Here is a 19611-nt window from a genome sequence, read left to right as displayed (position 1 = left end):
GCGACGGCCTCGCCGGCCGCGGCCTCGGGTGCGGAGGGCTGTTCCGGCGCGCTGGCCGGAGCCGCCGGCGCGGGGGCCGGCGGCGCGCCGGCCTCCTGCGCGAGGGCGGCGCCCGTCGTCAGCAGCGAACCCGCGAGCAGGAGGGCGGGAAGCAGGTGTCTCATGTCAGGCAACTCCGAGTCCTGCTTGTCAGTGCTGCGAGGGGGCCGAGGCGGCGGGAGCCGCCGGTGCACCCTTGCCGGTTCCCGTGCCGATGCCGCGATCCGGCCCGAGAACGGCTTCCGAGATCGAGTTCGGCAGCTTGCGCGGGGTCTCGACGAGGCCGAGCACCGGCAGGATGATCAGGAAGTGGGCGAAGTAGTAGATGGCGCCGATCAGCGACAGCGTCGGGTAGATGCCCTCCGCCGGCTTCGATCCGAGCCAGCCGAGGAACACCGCGTTGGCGACGAAGATCCAGAAGAAGATCTTGTAGACCGGGCGGAAGGCGGTGGAGCGCACCCGGCTCGTGTCGAGCCAGGGCAGGAAGAACAGGATGATGATCGAGCCGAACATCACCAGGACGCCGCCGAGCTTGGAATCGATCGGGCCGATGTCGAAGGTGATGGCGCGCAGCATCGCGTAGAAGGGCAGGAAGTACCATTCCGGAACGATGTGGGCGGGCGTCTGCAGCGGGTTCGCCGGGACGTAGTTGTCCGGGTGGCCGAGGAAGTTCGGCATGTAGAAGACGAAGTAGGCGAAGACCGCGAGGAACACGATCATCGCGAGCCCGTCCTTCACCGTGGCGTGCGGGGTGAAGGGGACGGTGTCCTTCGACGACTTGACCTCGACGCCCGTCGGGTTGGTCTGGCCCGTCACGTGGAGTGCCCAGACGTGGAGGATAACCACGCCCGCGATCATGAAGGGCAGGAGGTAGTGCAGCGCGAAGAAGCGGTTGAGCGTCGCGTTGTCGACGGCGAAGCCACCGAGCAGCAGCGTCTGGATCGCCGGGCCGACCACCGGGATCGGCGAGAACAGGCCGGTGATCACCGTCGCGCCCCAGAAGGACATCTGGCCCCAGGGCAGGACGTAGCCCATGAAGGCCGTGCCCATCATCAGGAGGAAGATGACTACGCCGAGGATCCACAGCACCTCGCGCGGCTGCTTGTAGGAGCCGTAGTAGAGGTTGCGGAAGATGTGGCAGTAGACGGCGATGAAGAAGAACGACGCGCCGTTGGCGTGCATGTAGCGCAGCAGCCAGCCCCAGTTGACGTCGCGCATGATGCGCTCGACCGACTGGAAGGCGAGCTCCGTCGAGGCGGCGTAGTGCATGGCGAGCACGACGCCGGTGGCGATCTGGATCACCAGGAACAGCGCCAGGATGCCGCCGAAGGTGTAGGCGTAGTTGAGGTTCCGCGGGACCGGATAGGCCACGAAGGAATCGTAGACCAGGCGCGGCAACGGCAGGCGGGCATCGAGCCAGCGCATCACGCCGTTGGAGGGAACGTAGGTGGAGTGACCAGCCATAGTATTCGGAGTGCTCCCTTACCTCAGCCGATGCGCACGGTGGTGTCGTTGACGAATTCGAGGGCCGGGATCGCCATGTTCTCCGGCGCCGGCCCCTGACGGATGCGGCCGGCCGTGTCGTAGTGCGAGCCGTGGCAGGGGCAGTACCAGCCGTCGAAGTCGCCGGACTGGCCGAGCGGCACGCAGCCCAGATGGGTGCAGACGCCCACCATCACGAGCCAGGCTTCGCGGCCGTCCACGGCGCGATTGGCGTCGGTGGCCTGGGCGTCGGCCGGCAGGTTGGCGTTGCGCGCCAGCGGGTCCTTCAGAGCGCCGAGGTCGACGGTCTTGGCTTCTTCGATCTCGGCGGCGGTGCGCTGGCGGATGAAGATCGGCTTGCCGCGCCACTTGGCGGTGATCGACTGCCCCTCGGCGACCTGGGAGATGTCGACGTCGACCTGGGCAAGGGCGAGCGTGCCCGCGTCGGGGTTCATCTGGTCGATGAAGGGCCAGACCGCGGCTGCCGCACCGACGGCGCCCGCCGCGCCGGTCGCGATGTAGAGGAAGTCCCGGCGGGTCGGCTCGGCGGATTCGTTGACGCTCACGGGGCTGGCCACTCCTTGAAATCGGACACGCGCTTTTGTTTGGAATCGTTGTTGCGGATTCGAAGCGCGGCGACAAGGGATGGGACGCACGGCCAAGCGATGACGCACGCCTCCCCTCGGCGCAGGGGCTATTAAGCTGCCTGCCTCGATCTTGTCCAGATTGGAAGCGCTCCAAGGGTCAACGTGTCGCCGCCTTGCACAAGCCTCGCTGCAGATCGGCGAGGTCTGGCCTCACTCGGCGGCCGCCACGCGATTCTTTTTGTCGCCGGCTCCAATAAATCCGCCGGACTGGCGATGCCACAGGTCGGCGTAGAGTCCGCCCCGGGCGATCAGCTCGGCATGCGTCCCCTGCTCCACGATCCGGCCGGCATCCAAGACGATCAGCCGGTCGAGCGAGGCGATGGTGGAGAGGCGGTGCGCGATGGCGATCACCGTCTTGCCCTGCATCATTTCCTGGAGGTTTTCCTGGATCGCCGCCTCGACTTCCGAATCAAGGGCGCTCGTCGCCTCGTCGAGAACGAGGATCGGCGCATCCTTGAGGAGGACGCGGGCGATGGCGATGCGCTGGCGCTGCCCGCCGGAGAGCTTAACGCCGCGTTCGCCGACATGGGCCTCGAAGCCGGTGCGGTCCTTGGGGTCCTTGAGCCCGGCGATGAAGGCCAGCGCGTCGGCCCGGCGCGCGGCCGATTCGATCGCCGCCTCGTCGGCGTCTTCGCGCCCGTAGCGGATGTTGTCGCGGATCGATCGGTGAAGGAGCGAGGTGTCCTGCGTCACGACGCCGATGGCCGAGCGAAGCGAGGTCTGCGTGACCGCGGCGATGTCCTGGCCGTCGATCGTGATGCGGCCGCCTTCGACGTCGTAGAGGCGGAGCAGCAGGTTCACCAGCGTCGTCTTGCCGGCGCCCGAGCGCCCGACGAGGCCGATCTTCTCGCCGGGACGGATGTGGAGCGACAGGTTCTCGATGACGCCCGCGCCCTTGCCGTAGTGGAAGGTGACGTCCTCGAAGCGCACCTCGCCGCGCGGGGCGACGAGATCCGTCGCGTCCAGCCGGTCGATCAGGGCGGGCCGCACGGAGATCGTCGCGACCGCGTCCTGGATCGTGCCGTAGTTGCGTACGAGGCCGTTGATGTTGAACATCATCCAGCCGCTCATCTGGTTGAGGCGCAGCACGAGCCCGAGCGCCGTCGCGACGGCGCCGGAAGACGTCGTGCCGGCCTGCCAGCCGAGAACGGCGACGACGCCGACGCCGGTGATCAGGATGCCGTTGAGGATCGCCGTCGCGCCGCGCACGCCCGTCAGCGCCCGCGACACGCGCCAGACCGCCTCGACATAGGACGAGAAGCCCTCCTTCACGAAGGCATCCTCGGCTCGCGTCGCATCGAACAGCTTGACCGACAGGATGTTGGTGAACGAGTCAACGACCCGCCCCGTCCAGACCGAATTGGCATTGGCCCGCTCGCGCCCGTACTGCCGGATCTGCGGCAGCAGCGCGTAGACGATCCAGGCGTAGCCGAGCGTCCAGAACGCCAGCACCACGGCCATGCGCCAGTCGATCGCGCCGAGGATGGTGACGGTGAGGAGAACGAAGGCGACGAAGCTCCAGAAGGTCTGAAGCGTCGTGATGATGAAGTCGCCGGTCGCCTGGCCGATCTGCTGGACCTTCGTGGCGAGGCGTCCGGCAAAATCGTTCTGGAAGAACGTGTAGGGCTGGTCCATCAGCCGGCGGTAGCTCTGCCAGCGGATGCGGTTGTAGAAGCTCGGCGCGATCACCTGCTCCTCGAGGATCGAGGAGGCGACGAGCACCACCGCCCGGCCGACGAGGGTCAGAGCCGCGAGCCCGAAGAGCAGCGCGCCGTGCTCGGCGAAAAGGGTCTCGGGCGTCGAATGCTCCAGCGCATCGACGATCCAGCCGACCCCGGTGAACATCGCCGCGTCGACCATGGCCGCGAGCCCGCCGATCACCAGCACGCCGAGGAGCGGCCACTTGGCCTGGCGGGCGAAGTACCAGATGAAGCTGTTCGCCGTGGTCGGCAGCGGCGCGAGGTGGCCGGTCAGGCGCTCGCGCTCGCGCGCTTCCTCGCCGATCCGGTCCTCGAAGGGATCGAGAACGCGCTCGAAGGGTCTCAGCAGCCGGTCCAGCATCACTCCGCCGCCTTCATGCGCTTGGCCTGCGTGTCGGCGTCCTCGCCCGCGTCGATGAAGCCGCCGACCTGCCGGCGCCAGAGCTCGGCGTAAAGGCCGCCGCGACCGACGAGATCGGCATGGGTCCCCTCCTCCACGATCCGGCCGCGGTCGAGGACGACGAGCCGGTCCATGGCGGCGAGCGTCGACAGGCGATGGGCGATGGCGATCACGGTCTTGCCTTCCATCAACCGATAGAGGTTCTCCTGGATCGCCGCCTCGGCCTCGGAATCGAGCGCCGACGTCGCCTCATCGAGGAGAAGGATCGGCGCGTCCTTCAGCATGACGCGGGCGATGGCGATGCGCTGGCGCTGCCCGCCGGAGAGCTTCACGCCGCGTTCGCCGACCTCGGCGTCGAGCCCGCGCCGACCTTCGACGTCGGACAGCTCGGCGATGAAGTTCGAGGCCTCGGCGCGCTCCAGCGCGGCGAGCAGCTCCGTCTCGCTCGCCTCGGGGCGGCCGTAGAGCACGTTGTCGCGGATCGAGCGGTGGAGGAGCGAGGTGTCCTGCGTCACCATGCCGATCGACCGGCGGAGAGACTCCTGCGTGACCTGTGAAATATCCTGTCCGTCGACGAGGATGCGGCCGCTCTCCACGTCGTGGAAGCGCAGGAGGAGGTTGAGGAGCGTCGACTTGCCGGCGCCGGAGCGGCCGACGAGGCCGATCTTCTCGCCCGGTCGCACGTCGAGGCTGAAGTTCTCCAGGAGGCGTCCATCGGCCCGGTAGCGGAAGGTGACGGCCTCGAAGCGGATTCCGCCGCGCTCGACCTTAAGGTCCGGCGCGCCCGGCTTGTCGGCGACGGCGCGCCCCTGCGTGAAGGTCGCCATGCCGTCGCGGATGGTGCCGATGTTCTCGAAGAGCGCGGACACCTCCCACATGATCCACTGGCTCATGCCGTTGATGCGCAGGACGAGGCCGAGCGCCGCGGCGATCGCGCCGATCGAGACCGCCGTGTTCAGCCAGAGCGTGATCGACAGGGCGCCGACGGCGAACAGGAGCAGCGAGTTCAGCGCGTAGAGGCAGAAGAAGAAGAGGTTGATAAGCCGCATCTGCCTGTAGACCGTCTTCAGGAAGCCGCCCATGCTGGCTTTCGCGAAGTCGGCCTCGCGCCGCGTGTGGGCGAAGAGCTTCACCGTCTGGATGTTGGAATAGGCATCGACGACGCGGCCTGTCATCTCGGCGCGCGCGTCGGCCTGCGCCTCGGCGACGATCCCCAAGCGAGGGATGAAGTACCAGAGCATGAGCGCGTAGAGCGCCGCCCAGCCGGCGAAGGGCAGCGCGAGCCGCCAGTCGGCGCTGGCGACAAGCACGATGACGCCGGTGAAATAGACCGCGACGTAGAGGAGGACGTCGATCGACTTCATCACCGCTTCGCGCACCGCGAGCGCGGTCTGCATCAGCTTCGTCGCGATGCGCCCGGCGAACTCGTCCTGGAAGAAGCCGAGCGACTGGTCGAGCAGCCAGCGATGCACCTGCCAGCGGAAGCGCATGGGATAGTTGCCCGACAGCGCCTGGAAGGTGAAGAGCCCCTCGGCGAAGACGAGGCCGGGCAGGAGGACGAGGATGGTCAGGCCCATCAGGACCAGCTTCCAGCCCTCGTTCTGCAGGAAGGTCTCGCGGTCGAGGCCGCTCAGCCAGTCGACGACCTGGCCGAGGAAGGCGAAAAGCGACACCTCGATGATCGACACGGCGATCGTGAACACCGCCATGCCGAGGAGGAAGGGCCAGACCGGGCGCGAATAGAACCAGATGAAGGACAAGAGGCTTCCGGCCGGCGGCGTGCGGGCGCCGTCGTCCGGAAACGCGTCGACCATCCTCTCGAAGCGCGAGAACATGCCAGGTCCATCCATGCGTCGTTCGTGCCGATGCGTCGCGGCGGGCGACGCGCGAAAGTTCGGGCTGGGCGCCCGCCGGTCAGGGGCGGAGCGCCGGCGGCCCGCGTCCGCGCCGGCCCGGAAGGCCGGTCGACGGGCGAAGGATCGACACCGTTCGCGTGTGGCGGCATCCCCCGAGGGGCCTGATATAGGCAGCCTCTCGCCCAAGGTCACGCCGGAGAGTTGCGACGATGAACCACGCGCCGATTCGAACCGCCCGCGAGGCCCCGCGGCTCGGTCTCGTCCTCTACCAGCCGGACATCGCGGGCAACACCGGAACGATCCTGCGCCTCGGCGCCTGCCTCGATATCGGCGTCGAGGTGATCGGCCCGGCCGGCTTCGACTTTTCCGACCGGGCGCTGAAGCGCGCGGGCATGGACTATGCGGAGATGGCCGCGCTGACCCGCCACGTCGACTTCGCGAGCTTCGAAGCGGCGCGCCACGCCACAGGCCGCCGCCTCGTCCTGTTCACGACGAAAGGCGCGACGCGCTACACCGACTTCCGCTTCCAGGAAGGCGACGCCCTTCTCTTCGGCCGCGAGAGCGCCGGCGTTCCCGACGCGTTCCACGACATCGCCGATGCCCGGCTCCTGATCCCCATGGACGGTGGCGGCCGGTCGCTCAACCTCGCCGTCGCCGCCGGCATGGCGGCCGGCGAAGCGCTGCGGCAGGTGCGCTGGGGCGGGACGGCCGCCAACCTAGACCCATCGGATCAGGCCGAGAACTCGTCGGGCCATTCGCGCGCACCGTGAAACACGGCCAGGATTTCGACGCTCTGGCGCAGCCGATAAACGACGATGAAGGCTGTGCCGGAAACCACGAGCTCACGCGTATCGGCCACTCGCCCCGCGCGGCCTGCGGACGGGTTATCTGCCAGGATGGCCGTCGAGCGCGAAATCAGGGCTTGAGCAAGCCGGCGAGCGGCGACCGGGCTATCCTTGGCGACGAAGTCCTGGATCTGCTCGACGTCTTGGAGCGCCGGCCGCGTCCAGCGAACCGTCATCCGGCAGGGCGATACTTGTCGAGCACCGCGGCGATCTCGTCCTCGCCTGCGAAGTCGCCGCGGTCTGCGGCCTCGATTCCGCGCACGACCGTATCGACGAAGCGCTCCTGCCAAGCGAGCGAGCGGCCGTTCTCCAGGGCATCTGCGACGAGGTCGGAGGCGGACAGGTTCATGCGCTCGGTCAAGGCCTGCAAGCGCGGGCGCAGGTGCTCGGAGATGGCGCTGTCCGTCGTCATGCGCAGCATTGTCTCACGGTCTCGACCGCCCTTCAATCCGCCGTCGGCAGTCGCCGCATGGTGAACTCGATGCGGTTCTCGGGCAGCTCGCGCCAGCTCTCGATGCTGGTCCAGTAGGCGGCCTTGGGAAAGCTCTCGAACCATTCGCGCGCCTTCGAGCGCGCCGCCTCGCGCGGCAGGGTGAAGGTCTCCCGGACGAAGAGGTCGGGCGCCGCGGTCGAGGGAGCGCCGCGGCGCGTCTTCGACAGGCGCCGACGCAGGGCTTCGCGCGGCGGTTCGATGCGCATTGTCATGGCCTCGCCGCCTCCGTGTCCGTCCCTGGTCCGCACCCTGTTCGCAGCCTTGATTTTCGCCCCCAGAGATAAGTGCGCGAGCCCTGGTTTTCGAGCCGAGCCGGCGCCGAATCGTGCGGCGCCGATCCAACCTCTTGTGGATTGCGCGCCGGTCCCCCGTCCGGGCTTGCATGGCGCTCTAGATTCGGGGTTTCACGGGATGCGCGATCGTTGTCCCGTTTCAGGACAGGCCGCAGGAGACCGCTTCGCCATGGAACGCCCGGAGATCCCCCTCGGCATCCCCGAGGACATCGACGCCAAGAAGGCGACGGCGAGGAACTGGTTCGAGCAGCTGCGCGACCGGATCTGCACCGCCTTCGAAGGGCTGGAGGACGAGTTCGGAGCCGAGGACGGGATGGAGCCCGGGCGCTTCGTCCAGACCGCCTGGAACCGCGGAGAGAACGGCGGCGGCGGCGTCATGTCGATGATGCACGGACGTGTCTTCGAGAAGGTCGGCGTCCACGTCTCCACCGTCTACGGCGAGTTCACGCCCGAATTCCGCAAGCAGATCCCGGGGGCGGACGAGGACCCGTCGTTCTGGGCCTCCGGCATCTCGCTGATCGCCCACATGCGCAATCCGAATGTTCCCGCCGTCCACATGAACACCCGCATGGTGGTGACGAGCCGGCAATGGTTCGGTGGTGGTGCGGACCTAACGCCGACCCTCGACCGGCGCCGCACGCAGGACGACCCGGACACCCGCGCCTTCCACCGCGCCATGCGCTTCGTTTGCGAGCGTCATCCCGGCATCGCCGACTACGAGCGCTTCAAGACCTGGTGCGACGAATACTTCTTCCTGCCCCATCGCAACGAGGCGCGCGGCGTCGGCGGCGTGTTCTACGACTGGCTGCATTCGGCGGAAGAGGCCGGGGGCTGGGAAGCCGACTTCGCCTTCACGCGCGACCTCGGCAAGGCCTTCCTCGTGGTTTATCCGCACATCGTGCGGCAGAACGCCGCCAAGCCCTGGACCGACGAGGACCGCGAGGAGCAGCTGATCCGGCGCGGACGCTACGTCGAATACAACCTGCTCTACGATCGCGGCACGCTGTTCGGGCTGAAGACCGGCGGCAACGTGTCGTCGATCCTCTCTTCGCTTCCACCAATCGTTAAGTGGCCGTGAACGCGCCTTCCTCTTGTGAAGCCGGCAACCTTCCTTATTAATCCTCACAGACCATTTCGAAACGACATGGTCAGGGAGTGATCGATCAGGGAGGATCAATCATGTACGAATTGAATTGCGCAGGCATCATCCCGGGCTGCGAGCGCGTGATCCGTGCCGAGAGCCAAGCCGAGGTGGTGCGCCGGGCGGTGGTGCAGGCGCGCCAGCTCGGTTTCGAGAAGATCACCCCGGCCCTGCTCGACTCGTTCCGCGAGAAGACCACCGAACTGCCGAACTGACGGCAAAACCGCACCGCGAATCGAGTCGATGATGGAGCGGGCCCACGGGCCCGCTTTTCGTTTGCGCCTCAGAGCCGAGCGAGGAGATCCTCGCGGCTCATCACGAAGCCACCGTCCACCCAGAGCCGCTTCAAGCGATCGATCGCCCGCCCGACCTCGGGTCCCGCCGGCGTTCCCGCCGCGACGACGTCGCTGCCGGACACGGGAAATGCGGGAGGATCGAAGCGCGAGGCGATATCGAGCTGGCGCGACAGCGCCGCCGCCTCGGCCAGCGCGTCCGGCGCGCCGCCCGCCGCCCTTCCGCGCGCGGAGGCGAGAGCCAGCCGCAGGCGATCGAGGATCGCCTGACGGTCGCCGAAGAACAGCCGCGCGCGCAAGGCGCCGTCCGCCATGGCGGGATCGGGCTTGTCGGCTTGCGTCCAGGCGAGCAGCCGGTCGCGCTCGGCGTTGGACAGCTTCAGGCGCCCGGCCATCGCGACCATCCGTTCCGGATCCGGCGGAACGATCGCTTGGAGGCGCAGGAGCGCGTCGGCGGGCCAGCCGAGCGCGGCCTCGGCCTGCGTCAGCAGATGGATCGCGTCGATGCCCCATTTCTCGCTCTCGGGCAGGACGGCCGTGAGAACGCCCGCCTGCCGCATCCAGAGCAGCGCGCGGGAGGGATCGGGGGCGGCCAGGAGCTTCCTCAGCTCCATCCAGACGCGCTCGGCCGAGAGCCGCGACAGCCCGTCCTTCAGCCGCGCCGAGGCACGCAGCCCAGCCGCGTCCGGCCGGCCCGAGCCGTACCAGGCGAAGAAGCGGAAGAAGCGCAAGGTTCGAAGATAGTCCTCGCGGATGCGCGTTTCCGGATCGCCCACGAAGCGCAGCACGCCCGCCTCGATGTCCTTGATCCCGCCGACGAGGTCGAGCACCGCCCCGTCCTTGTCGGCGTAGAGCGCGTTGATGGTGAAGTCGCGCCGCTCCGCATCCCGCTTCCAGTCGCGGCCGAAGCGCACGACGGCGCGGCGCCCGTCCGTCTCGATGTCCTCGCGCAGTGTCGTCACCTCGAAGGGACCGCCGGGCGTGACGACGGTGATCGTGCCGTGCTCGATGCCGGTCGGCACGGCGCGGAAGCCGGCGGCTTCGGCCCGGCGGATCGTCTCCTGCGGCAGCACCGTCGTCGCGACGTCGATGTCCGTCGCATCGCGCTTCATCAGCGCGTTGCGCACCGCGCCGCCGGCCACGCGCGCTTCCTCGCCGTTCTCGGACAGGGCGGAAAGCAGGCGCTGCAGCGGCTCGGCGCGCAGCCAGTCGGCGTCGATGCGGGTCGGGCTGGTCACGATGCGTAGAACCGTTCGTAGAGGGTGCGGATGATCCCGGCGGTGACGCCCCAGATGAAGCGGTCGCCGAAGGGCATGGTGTAGTAGTGGCGCAGCACGTCGTTCCAGACCCGGCTTTCCTGCCGGTGGTTGGCAGCGTTCATCAGGAAGCCGAGCGGCACCTCGAAGGCGTCGTCGACCTCGCTCGGGCTCGGCCGCAGCTCATAGCCCGGCGAGACGATCGCGACCACCGGCGTGATCCGGAAGCCGGTGGTCGTGAAGTAGCGCGGCAGGCGCCCGATCGGCTCGACGAAGCGGCGCTCGAGCGCCACCTCCTCCTCCGCCTCGCGCAGCGCCGCGGCTTCCGGCGAGCCGTCGCCGGGATCCACCGAGCCGCCGGGAAAGGCGATCTGGCCGGAATGCTTGCGCAGATGCGCCGCCCGCGTCGTCAGGATGACGCCGGCCTCCGTCCCCAAGCCGTAGTCGACCACCGGCACCAGCACGGCGGCGTCGCGCGCCTCGGCATGCTCGGCGAGCTGGACGAGGTCGGGGTTGAGGAGATGGTCGCCGTAGCGCGTCGTCTCGTCCTCGCCCGTGCCCATCCGCGCCATTCGCGTCCGCAGATCCGCCGCCGAGAAGGGCGCGGCCTCGCTCTCCATCCTCATGCGCCGCCCGACTCCGGAGGAATGGCGAAGCGCGCACCGTTGGAGCGCAGGAACAGGCCGTCGGCATCCTCCTCGATGAGGTCGGCGAGCTCGAAGGCGAGCGCCCGCGTCAGCCGCGCCTCCAGGCCGCCGCGCACCAGAACGTAGGGCACGAAGCCGCCCTCCTCTCTCTCGGCAAAGCGCAGCGGGTTCGCCGGCCCGGCCTCGACGAGGTCGCCGACATTGGTGCGGAAGGCGAGCGCCGGCTCGCCCTGCCGCTCCTCGGCGCTCATCTCGACGGCGGCGAAGGGCGCGTCCTCGACCGTGATGCCGAGCTTCTCCACCGGCGTGACGAGCACGAAGCCGCCTTTCGCCTCGCGGCGCAGCACGGTCGAGAACAGGCGGACCAGGGCTGGACGAGCGATCGGCGTGCCCATGTAATCCCAGGAGCCGTCGCGTCGGATCACCATGTCGATGTCGCCGCAGAAGGGCGGGTCCCACCGCTCGACGGGCGGCGCGCCCTTTCCCGCCCGCTCGGCGCGCGAGACGAGCGCCTGGAGGCTGACGCCCGCGGAGCTATGACGTTGATTTTCCATGGCCTGCCGTTCTTGCGACGAAATGACCGTCCGGGCGCCCGTCTTATTTCGGCCCGCCTTCGCGGTCACGAAATAGTTGCGCGCCTCGCGCTTGCCAGGACATGGGACGGGGGCTTTGATGGCCGGTGCGCTGCGGCATCGCCGCGTCGCCTGTCCGAATCCAAAGCGGCCGCCCCGGCCCAGCCTTCTCGCCTTCCCCCAAACGGAGCCGTTCCGCGATGACGAATCTTGCACCGCAGCAACCCGTTCTCGACGCGGATGCGGTGGTCCGGCTGGCGGAAAGCGCGCTCGCCGACATCGCATCGGTCCGCCGGACCGTCGGCACCGTGATCTTCGGCCAGGAAAGCGTGGTCGAGCAGACGCTGATCGCGATCCTCGCCGGCGGCCACGCCCTCCTCGTCGGCGTTCCGGGCCTCGCCAAGACCAAGCTCGTCGACACGCTCGGCCGCGCGCTCGGCCTCGACGCGCGCCGCATCCAGTTCACGCCCGACCTCATGCCCTCCGACATCGTCGGCACCGAGGTGATGGACCAGGACGAGACCGGCCGCCGCTCCTTCCGCTACGTGCGCGGTCCCGTCTTCGCCCAGCTCCTGATGGCCGACGAGATCAACCGCGCGTCCCCCCGCACCCAGTCGGCGCTGCTCCAGTCGATGCAGGAGTATCACGTGACGGTTGCCGGCGAGCGGCACGACCTGCCTGCGCCCTTCCACGTCCTCGCCACGCAGAACCCGCTGGAGCAGGAGGGCACCTATCCCCTGCCCGAGGCCCAGCTCGACCGCTTCCTGATGCAGGTCGACGTGCCCTACCCGTCCTTCGAGGCCGAGCGGCAGATCCTTCTCCAGACCACCGGCGAGACCGAGGCCGTCGCCGAGCCCGTGCTCGACGCCGCGCGCCTCCGGGAGATCCAGGGGTTGATCCGCCGCATGCCCGTGCCCGAAAGCGTCGTCGAGGCGATTCTCGCGCTCGTGCGCTCCGCCCGCCCCGGCAACGGGTCCAAGGAAGCGGATTCGCACATCGCCTGGGGTCCCGGGCCCCGCGCCTCCCAGGCCCTCATGACCTGCGTTCGCGCCCGCGCCCTCTATGACGGCCGCCTGGCGCCCTCCGTCGACGACGTGCACGCGCTTGCCGAGCCGATCCTCCAGCACCGCATGGCGCTGAACTTCTCGGCGCGAGCCGAAGGCATGAGCGTCCGCGACGTGATCGCCCAGCTCAAGCGCGCCGCCGGCTGACGGCCCCATGGCGATCGGCTCCACGGTCGAACTGACCACCGGCCCCGACGCGCTGCTGCGCGCGCGGGCGCGCGCCGCGCTCCTGCCGGACCTCCTCGTCGAGGCGCAGCGGGTCGTGGCGAGCGTCGCGGCCGGCTGGCACGGGCGGCGCCGGCGCGGCGTCGGCGAGAATTTCTGGCAGTTCCGCCCCTTCGTCGAGGGCGAGCCGGTGAGCCGCATCGACTGGCGCCGTTCGGCGCGCGACGACCATGTCTATCTGCGCGACCGGGAATGGGAGGCGGCGCAGACGGTCTGGCTCTGGGCCGATCCCTCGCCCTCCATGCTCTACCAGTCGAAGACGGCGAGCGTGTCGAAGGAAAGCCGCGCGCTGGTGATCGTCCTGGCCCTCGCCGAGCTCCTCGCCCGATCCGGCGAGCGGATCGGCTATCCCGGCGTCATGGAGCCCGTGCTCTCGCGCAACGCCGCCGAGCGCATCGCAACCGCCCTCTTCAACAACCGCCCCGCCACCGGCTTCCCGTCGGACGAGCGGCTGAAGCGGCATAGCGAGCTGGTGCTCGTGTCCGACTTCCTCGATCCCGTCGAGACCACCGTCGAGCGGATCGACCGCGCCGCGCGACGCGGCGTGCGCGGCCACCTCGTCTGCGTCGCCGACCCGGCGGAGGAAGCCTTCCCCTATTCGGGCCGCACCGAGTTCCGCGATCCCGAGACCGGCGCCAAGCTCACCGCCGGCCGGGCGGAGAACCTGCGCGCCGAATACACGACGCTCTACCGCGCCCAGCGCGAGACGCTCGCCGATCACTGCCGACATCTCGGCTGGAGCTTCATCCCCCACCGCACCGACCGGCTCGCCTCCGAAGCGCTGATCGCCGTCCACGGCCGCATGAGCGGCGTGCCGCAAACCGTGAGGCAACGCGCATGATCGGCGGCCTGTCCCTGTCCTTCGGCGCGCCGCTGGTCCTGTTCGGGCTTCTCGCCCTGCCGGTGATCTGGTGGCTCCTGAAGCTGACGCCGCCGCGCCCGCAGACGGAGGTGTTCCCGCCGCTGCGCATCCTCCAGCGCGTGCTGAAGGTCGAGGAAACGCCGGCGAAAAGCCCCTGGTGGCTGACGCTGCTGCGCCTCCTCCTCGCCGCCCTCATCATCCTGGCGCTCGCCGCGCCCATCCTGAACCCGTCCGACGAGCGCCTGTCCGGCGACGGCCCGCTCGCCGTTCTCGTCGACAACGGCTGGGCGAGCGCCGGCGACTGGGACGCCCGAGAGGCCGCAGCCGCCGACCTCATCAATCAGGCCGGCGAGGCCGGGCGTCCGGTGTCCCTCGCCTTCACCGCGGACGGCCCGAGCAACGACGCGACGCCCGTCGAGGCCGCGACCGCCCTCGAGCGCCTCGCCGCCGCCCGCCCGCGTCCCGTGCCGGCCGACCGCGCGGCGGCCGCCCAGCGCCTCGCCACCGCCCTCGACGGCAACGCTCCCGGCACGCTGGCCTTCCTCAGCGACGGTCTCGACGGCGAGGGCGAGCCGCAGGCGGCCTCCGCCGCGCTCGCGCCGCTTGCGGGCCTCGGCCAAGGTCAGGCGCTCCTCTACCGCCCGAGCGTCGACGGCCTCGCGGGCCTCACCAACGCCAGCAACGCCACCGACGCGCTCTCCGTCTCGGCCGTGCGCCCCGAAGGCTCCGTCGGCTCCGTCACCTATCAGCTCCGCGCCCTCGACGCGCAGGGGCGCGAGGTCGGCCGCGCGCCGCTCGTCTTCAACCAGGGCTCGGCCGCCGCGGAGGCGCGCTTCGCAATCCCGCCGGAGCTGCGCAACGACATCGCCCGCCTCGAAGTCGAGGGCGAGGCGAACGCCGCGGCCGTGCGGCTTGTCGACGATTCCTTCCGCCGCCGGCGCGTCGGGCTCCTGTCCGGCGAGGCCGCCGATCTCGCCCAGCCGCTGCTCTCGCCGCTTTACTACATCTCCCGCGCGCTGGAGCCCTTCGCCGATCTCGCCCGACCGACCGACGCGGACCTTGCCCGCGGCGTGCCGGAGCTGATCGCCCAGCGCCCCTCGATGATCGTCCTCGCCGATATCGGCGTCCTGCCGGAGGCCGCTCGGACGGAGCTGACGCGCTGGGTCGAGGGCGGCGGCACGCTGGTGCGCTTCGCCGGCCCGCGGCTCGCCGCCTCGACGGGCGAGGACCCGCTCGTTCCCGTGCGCCTGCGCGGCGGCGAGCGCCAGCTCGGCGGCGCCCTATCCTGGTCGGAGCCGCAGGCGATCGCGCCGATGGCGCCGACGAGCCCCTTCGCAGGGATCACCGTTCCCGAGGACGTCACCGTCACCCGCCAGATCCTCGCCGAGCCCTCCGTCGACCTGACGGAGCGCACCTGGGCGAGCCTCGCCGACGGCACGCCGCTCGTCACCGCCGGCCCGCTCGGCTCGGGCCAGATCGTCCTCTTCCACACCACGGCCGAGGCGACCTGGTCGAACCTGCCGATCTCCGGCGCCTTCGTCGACATGCTCCGCCGCATCGTTACCCTGTCGCGCGCCGCCGGCCCTGCGCCCGAGGCCGGCACCGAGCCCGGCGAGGCGGTGACGCTCGCGCCTTACCGCATGCTCGACGCGAACGGCATCCTGACCTCTCCCGATCCCGAGGTGGAGCCGCTGCAGCTCGGGCCCGGCGGTCCGCCGCGCGTCTCGCCCGCCCATCCCCCCGGCCTTTACGGCAGCGAGGAAGGCTACGTCGCCTTGAACCTTCTCTCCCCCGACACGGTCCTGCGCCCTCTCCCCGCCGACCTGAACCTCGGCGCGCCGGTGGCGGCCCGCGGCTACGGCGCGGACGCCTCGCGCAACCTCACGCCCTGGCTCTTCGCCGGCGCGCTCCTCCTCTTCGCGCTCGACGCACTCGCCCTTCTCTGGATGAACGGCGTCTTCGCCCGGCTCGGGCGTATGGCTGGCGGGCGCCGGGTCGGCACTGCCGCGGGCGTCTCCTTGTGTCTCGCCGCCGGCGCGATGCTTCTCGGCACGAGCGGCCAGGCGAGCGCGCAGGAGCCGGGGGGCCCGCCTCAAACGGAGCGCCGCGGTCCGCGCCCCGCCGATCCGAACGACCTCGGCATCGATGTCGCCGCGGCCATCGAGGCGACCGAGACGACCCACTTCGCCTATGTCGAGACCGGCGAGTCCGATGTCGACGAAATCTCGCGCCAGGGCCTCGACGGCCTCACCCAGTTCGTCGCGGCCAAGACCGCGCTGGAGCCGGGTGCGCCGGTCGGCGTCGACATCACCCAGGACGAATTGTCCTTCTACCCGCTGATCTACTGGCCGATCCGCGCCACGGCGCCGATGCCCGACAATGCCGCGATCAGCCGCATCGACGCCTACATGAAACAGGGCGGCACCGTGCTCTTCGACGTCGACGAGGGCGCGCTCGGCGGGCTGAACGGCGGTGCGGTCTCGGACGGGCAGCGACGCCTGCGCGACATCCTCGCCGACCTCGACATCCCGCCGCTGGAGCCGGTGCCGGCCGACCACGTCCTCACCAAGGCCTTCTACATCATGGACGACTTTCCCGGCCGGCACGAGGGCTCGGACCTCTGGGTCGAGTCCCTGGTGCGCGACCCGAACGCCGCGGAGCGCCCGGCCAATGCCGGCGACGGCGTGTCCTCGATCATGATCACGTCCAACGACTTCGCCAGCGCCTGGGCGGTCGACGCCGGCGGCATGTTCCTCTACCCGACCGACTCGTCCGACCCGGTCCAGCGCGAGCACGCCTACCGCGCCGGGGTGAACATCGCGATGTACGTCCTCACCGGCAACTACAAGGCCGATCAGGTCCACGTGCCCGCGCTCCTCGAACGGCTCGGCCAGTAGGAGGAGAAGCCCATGACCTGGTCCCTCGACTTCGCCCCCTTCTTCTCGCTGGCGACGATCGCGATCCTGGCCGTCCCTGCGGCGATCCTCGCGACCGTCCTGATCCTCACTCGCGTGCGCGGCGCGCTGCTGCGCGTCCTCGCCATCGCCGCCCTCCTTCTCGCCCTCCTCAACCCCGTGGTTCTGCGCGAGGAGCGCGATCCCCTGAAGAGCGTCGTCGCCCTCGTCGTCGACCGCTCGCAGAGCCAGACCATCGGCGCGCGTGCCGCCGAGACCGACGAGGCGGAGCGCGCCCTCCAGGCCTCGCTCGCCCGCTTCCCGGAATTCGAGGTGCGCACCGTCGAGGCGCGCGGCACCGGCGACGCCAATTCCGACGCCACCACCGCGCTCTTCTCGGCGCTCAAGGGCGCGCTCGGCGACGTGTCGCCCGCGCGCGTCGGCGGCGCGGTCTTCATCACCGACGGGCAGGTCCACGACATCCCGGCAAACGCTTCGGCCCTCGGCTTCGACGCGCCCGTCCACGCCCTCGTGACCGGCGAGCCGGACGAGTTCGACCGCCGCATCGAGGTGCGCTCGGCGCCCCGCTTCGGCCTCGTCGACGAGGACCAGCGCCTCGTCTACCGCGTCATGGAGGACGGGCCGCGCGCCAGCACCGCGCCGACCGAGGTGCGCGTCTTCCTCAACGGCGATCTCGTCGCCCGCGAGCAGGCCGTACCCGGCCAGGATACGGAGGTCGGCCTGCGGCTGCCGCGCGCCGGCAAGAACATCGTCGAGCTCTCGGTGGCCCGCGATCCGGCCGAGATCACGCCGGTCAACAACCGCGCCATCGCCACCATCGACGGCATCCGCGAGAACCTGCGCGTCCTCCTCGTGTCGGGCGAGCCGCATGCCGGCGAGCGCACCTGGCGCAATCTCCTGAAGTCCGACGCGGCGGTGGACCTCGTCCACTTCACCATTTTGCGCCCGCCGGAGAAGCAGGACAACACGCCCATCGACGAGCTCTCGCTGATCGCCTTCCCGACGCGCGAGCTGTTCGTGGAGAAGATCGAGGACTTCGACCTCATCATCTTCGACCGCTACCAGCAGCGCGGCGTGCTGCCGACGCTCTACTTCGACTACATCGCCCAGTACGTCGAGAACGGCGGCGCCCTCCTGATCGCCTCCGGCCCGGAATATGCCGGCTACGACTCGGTGGCGACGACGCCGCTGGAATCGATCCTGCCGGCGCTTCCGACCGGAGGCGTCGAGAACAAGGCGTTCTATCCCACGCTCTCCGACCTCGGCCGTAAGCATCCGGTGACGCGCGACCTGCCCGGCTCCGACCAGACGCCGCCCGACTGGGCGCCCTGGTTCCGCTCGGTCGACGTCGCGACGCCCCGCGGCGAAACGGTGATGAACGGGCCGGACGGCAAGCCGCTCCTGGTGCTGGATCGCGCCGGCGAGGGCCGCATCGCCCTTCTCCTGTCCGATCAGGGCTGGCTCTGGTCGCGCGGCTTCGAGGGCGGCGGCCCGCACGTCCCCCTTTTCCGCCGTCTCGCCCACTGGCTGATGAAGGAGCCGGAGCTGGAAGAGGAAGCGCTCGACGCCACCGCCCGCGGTCGCGACCTCGTCGTCACGCGCCAAACCGTCGGCGAGGACCCCGGCCCCGCCACCGTCGTCACGCCCTCGGGCCAAGCTGTCACCGTGCCGCTCGCCGATCTCAGCGAGGGCCGCTGGCAGGGCACGCTGGAAACGGAAGAGCTCGGGCTCTTCCAGGCCGCGAACGGCGAACTCCGCGCCCTGGCCAATGTCGGCCCGGAGAACCCGCGCGAATATCGCGAGGCCGTCTCGACCACGCAGAAGCTGGAGCCGATCGCCGAGGAAACACGCGGCAGCGTGCGCCGCGTCGCCGAGGGCGACGGCGTGTCCGTGCCGCGCGTCATCCCCGTCGCCGGCCGCGCCGACGCTTCGGGGCGCGACTGGATCGGCCTGAAGACGACGGAGGAGACGGTGCTGCGTGGCGTCGACCGCATGCCGCTCTTCGCCGGCTTCCTCGGCCTGTCCGTCCTCCTCCTCGCCCTTTCCGCCACCTGGTACCGCGAGGGCCGCTGAGGCGAGGCGCCCGTCGCGAAGCGGGCGCGCCGCTTCGTCCCCGGCTTCAGCGACGCGGCCCGACGCGGCCGGCGAGCCCGTCCAGCCCGCCCTCGCGCAGCGCCAGCCCGAGGAGGCGCCGCGGATCGACGGGGCCGGGCATGAGGACGCTTCCCTCCGGCAGGGCGCGGTAGCCGAACTGGGCGTAGTAGGGCGCGTCGCCGACGAGGATCGTCGCGCTCTCGCCGGCCTCGCGCGCAGCCTGCGCGGCGAGGCGCATCAGAGCCCGCCCGGCCCCCCGTCCCTTGAAGCCGGGCCGCACCGCGAGCGGCCCGAGCATCAGGGCCGGCCGGCCGCCGATGCTGATCGGCACCTGCCGCACCGCGCCGACCACCGCATCTCCGATCAGGGCGACGAAGGAAAGCTCCGGCGCGTGCGGCGCCATCTCGCGCACGCGCTCGGCGGCGCGCGCGAACCGCCCGGGGCCGAAAGCCTCCTCGCAGATGTCGAGAATGTCGGCGTCGTGCTCGCGCGCTTCCGGCGCGTAGCGGATGTCGGAGAAGAGCAGCATGGACGGGACCGGAACGGAGCGGCTGTGCGGGATGCGCTGCGCCTCGGCTCCCGGGTCCGGCATGGGTGCGGATCGTCGGGCGGACGGAACGGCGGTCAGCGCGCGAGGGCGCGTGGAACCTGTCGTCGTCGCCGGATGATCATCGCGCGCGGCCCTTGTCGGGAGTTCGTCCGCGAGCGCCATATCACTTCACCGCGAGATGCGAAAGGGAGCCGCATTGGTCGACGCTGCGTCGCATGCCGAGCCCCTCGCCTCCGG

The 19611-nt window shown here is 70.2% G+C and carries 18 protein-coding genes; 7 read left to right on the top strand and 11 right to left on the bottom strand.

What is annotated here, in order from left to right; all coding sequences use genetic code 11:
* Positions 1-189 precede the first annotated feature (189 nt).
* From FZN60_RS02055 to FZN60_RS02040, 4 genes are all read right to left on the bottom strand, one after another.
* The gene (locus FZN60_RS02055) at positions 190-1503 is read right to left on the bottom strand and encodes a cytochrome b (protein WP_158870508.1); all 1314 of its coding nucleotides are present in this window, start codon (positions 1501-1503) and stop codon (positions 190-192) included.
* A 23-nt stretch (positions 1504-1526) separates the two neighbouring features.
* On the bottom strand, positions 1527-2087 hold the full coding sequence (petA, locus tag FZN60_RS02050; RefSeq protein WP_158870506.1) for a ubiquinol-cytochrome c reductase iron-sulfur subunit: 561 nt from the start codon (positions 2085-2087) through the stop codon (positions 1527-1529).
* A 231-nt stretch (positions 2088-2318) separates the two neighbouring features.
* Positions 2319-4229, bottom strand: coding sequence for an ABC transporter ATP-binding protein (locus tag FZN60_RS02045; protein WP_158870504.1), 1911 nt, complete (start codon positions 4227-4229; stop codon positions 2319-2321).
* Positions 4229-6103: an ABC transporter ATP-binding protein gene (locus tag FZN60_RS02040; protein ID WP_158870502.1), complete on the bottom strand. Its 1875-nt coding sequence runs from the start codon at positions 6101-6103 to the stop codon at positions 4229-4231. Before FZN60_RS02040 ends, FZN60_RS02045 begins: the two co-directional genes overlap by 1 nt.
* A 230-nt stretch (positions 6104-6333) precedes the next feature.
* Between FZN60_RS02040 and FZN60_RS02035 the strand changes: the two genes are divergently transcribed.
* Positions 6334-6894: a tRNA (cytidine(34)-2'-O)-methyltransferase gene (locus FZN60_RS02035; RefSeq protein ID WP_158870500.1), complete on the top strand. Its 561-nt coding sequence runs from the start codon at positions 6334-6336 to the stop codon at positions 6892-6894.
* Here the strand turns inward: FZN60_RS02035 and FZN60_RS02030 are convergent.
* The 3 genes from FZN60_RS02030 to FZN60_RS02020 are packed head-to-tail and all read right to left on the bottom strand — an operon-like array spanning position 6855 to position 7674.
* Positions 6855-7145 (bottom strand): type II toxin-antitoxin system RelE/ParE family toxin, encoded by a 291-nt coding sequence (locus FZN60_RS02030; protein ID WP_158870498.1) that lies wholly within the window; start codon positions 7143-7145, stop codon positions 6855-6857. The genes FZN60_RS02035 and FZN60_RS02030 overlap by 40 nt on opposite strands.
* Positions 7142-7381, bottom strand: coding sequence for a transcriptional regulator (locus FZN60_RS02025; protein WP_158870496.1), 240 nt, complete (start codon positions 7379-7381; stop codon positions 7142-7144). The genes FZN60_RS02030 and FZN60_RS02025 overlap by 4 nt, the downstream gene beginning before the upstream one ends.
* A 32-nt stretch (positions 7382-7413) precedes the next feature.
* Complete coding sequence (locus tag FZN60_RS02020) at positions 7414-7674, bottom strand: hypothetical protein (protein WP_422570204.1); 261 nt, start codon at positions 7672-7674, stop codon at positions 7414-7416.
* A 250-nt stretch (positions 7675-7924) separates the two neighbouring features.
* Between FZN60_RS02020 and hemF the strand changes: the two genes are divergently transcribed.
* Entirely contained in the window at positions 7925-8833 is a 909-nt protein-coding gene (hemF, locus tag FZN60_RS02015) for an oxygen-dependent coproporphyrinogen oxidase (RefSeq protein ID WP_158870494.1), read from the top strand.
* A 101-nt stretch (positions 8834-8934) separates the two neighbouring features.
* Positions 8935-9111 (top strand): DUF1059 domain-containing protein, encoded by a 177-nt coding sequence (locus FZN60_RS02010; RefSeq protein ID WP_158870493.1) that lies wholly within the window; start codon positions 8935-8937, stop codon positions 9109-9111.
* Positions 9112-9179: 68 nt separating this feature from the next.
* On the opposite strand, the gene FZN60_RS02005 is transcribed toward FZN60_RS02010, so the two are convergent.
* The 3 genes from FZN60_RS02005 to FZN60_RS01995 are packed head-to-tail and all read right to left on the bottom strand — an operon-like array spanning position 9180 to position 11646.
* Entirely contained in the window at positions 9180-10427 is a 1248-nt protein-coding gene (locus FZN60_RS02005) for a CCA tRNA nucleotidyltransferase (RefSeq protein ID WP_158870491.1), read from the bottom strand.
* The gene (locus tag FZN60_RS02000) at positions 10424-11071 is read right to left on the bottom strand and encodes a CoA pyrophosphatase (RefSeq protein ID WP_246726525.1); all 648 of its coding nucleotides are present in this window, start codon (positions 11069-11071) and stop codon (positions 10424-10426) included. The genes FZN60_RS02005 and FZN60_RS02000 overlap by 4 nt, the downstream gene beginning before the upstream one ends.
* Positions 11068-11646, bottom strand: a complete 579-nt coding sequence (locus FZN60_RS01995) for a DUF1285 domain-containing protein (RefSeq protein WP_158870489.1) — start codon at positions 11644-11646, stop codon at positions 11068-11070. The genes FZN60_RS02000 and FZN60_RS01995 overlap by 4 nt, the downstream gene beginning before the upstream one ends.
* Before the next feature lie 218 nt (positions 11647-11864).
* On the opposite strand from FZN60_RS01995, the gene FZN60_RS01990 reads away from it, so the two are divergent.
* From FZN60_RS01990 to FZN60_RS01975, 4 genes are read left to right on the top strand one after another with little or no spacing between them, the layout of a single operon-like run.
* Entirely contained in the window at positions 11865-12875 is a 1011-nt protein-coding gene (locus tag FZN60_RS01990; RefSeq protein WP_158870487.1) for an AAA family ATPase, read from the top strand.
* Between the two features lie 7 nt (positions 12876-12882).
* Positions 12883-13794, top strand: coding sequence for a DUF58 domain-containing protein (locus FZN60_RS01985; protein WP_158870485.1), 912 nt, complete (start codon positions 12883-12885; stop codon positions 13792-13794).
* On the top strand, positions 13791-16712 hold the full coding sequence (locus FZN60_RS01980; protein ID WP_158870483.1) for a DUF4159 domain-containing protein: 2922 nt from the start codon (positions 13791-13793) through the stop codon (positions 16710-16712). Before FZN60_RS01985 ends, FZN60_RS01980 begins: the two co-directional genes overlap by 4 nt.
* Positions 16713-16724: 12 nt before the next feature.
* Positions 16725-18803 (top strand): hypothetical protein, encoded by a 2079-nt coding sequence (locus FZN60_RS01975; protein ID WP_158870481.1) that lies wholly within the window; start codon positions 16725-16727, stop codon positions 18801-18803.
* A 46-nt stretch (positions 18804-18849) separates the two neighbouring features.
* Here the strand turns inward: FZN60_RS01975 and FZN60_RS01970 are convergent, their stop codons facing one another.
* Entirely contained in the window at positions 18850-19353 is a 504-nt protein-coding gene (locus tag FZN60_RS01970; protein ID WP_422570284.1) for a GNAT family N-acetyltransferase, read from the bottom strand.
* Positions 19354-19611: the final 258 nt, after the last annotated feature.

This window comes from Antarcticirhabdus aurantiaca (assembly GCF_009765365.1).
Classification (GTDB): domain Bacteria; phylum Pseudomonadota; class Alphaproteobacteria; order Rhizobiales; family Rhizobiaceae; genus Antarcticirhabdus; species Antarcticirhabdus aurantiaca.
The sequence above is the reverse complement of the archived record's forward strand: the minus strand, read 5'-3'. Positions and strand labels throughout refer to the sequence as shown.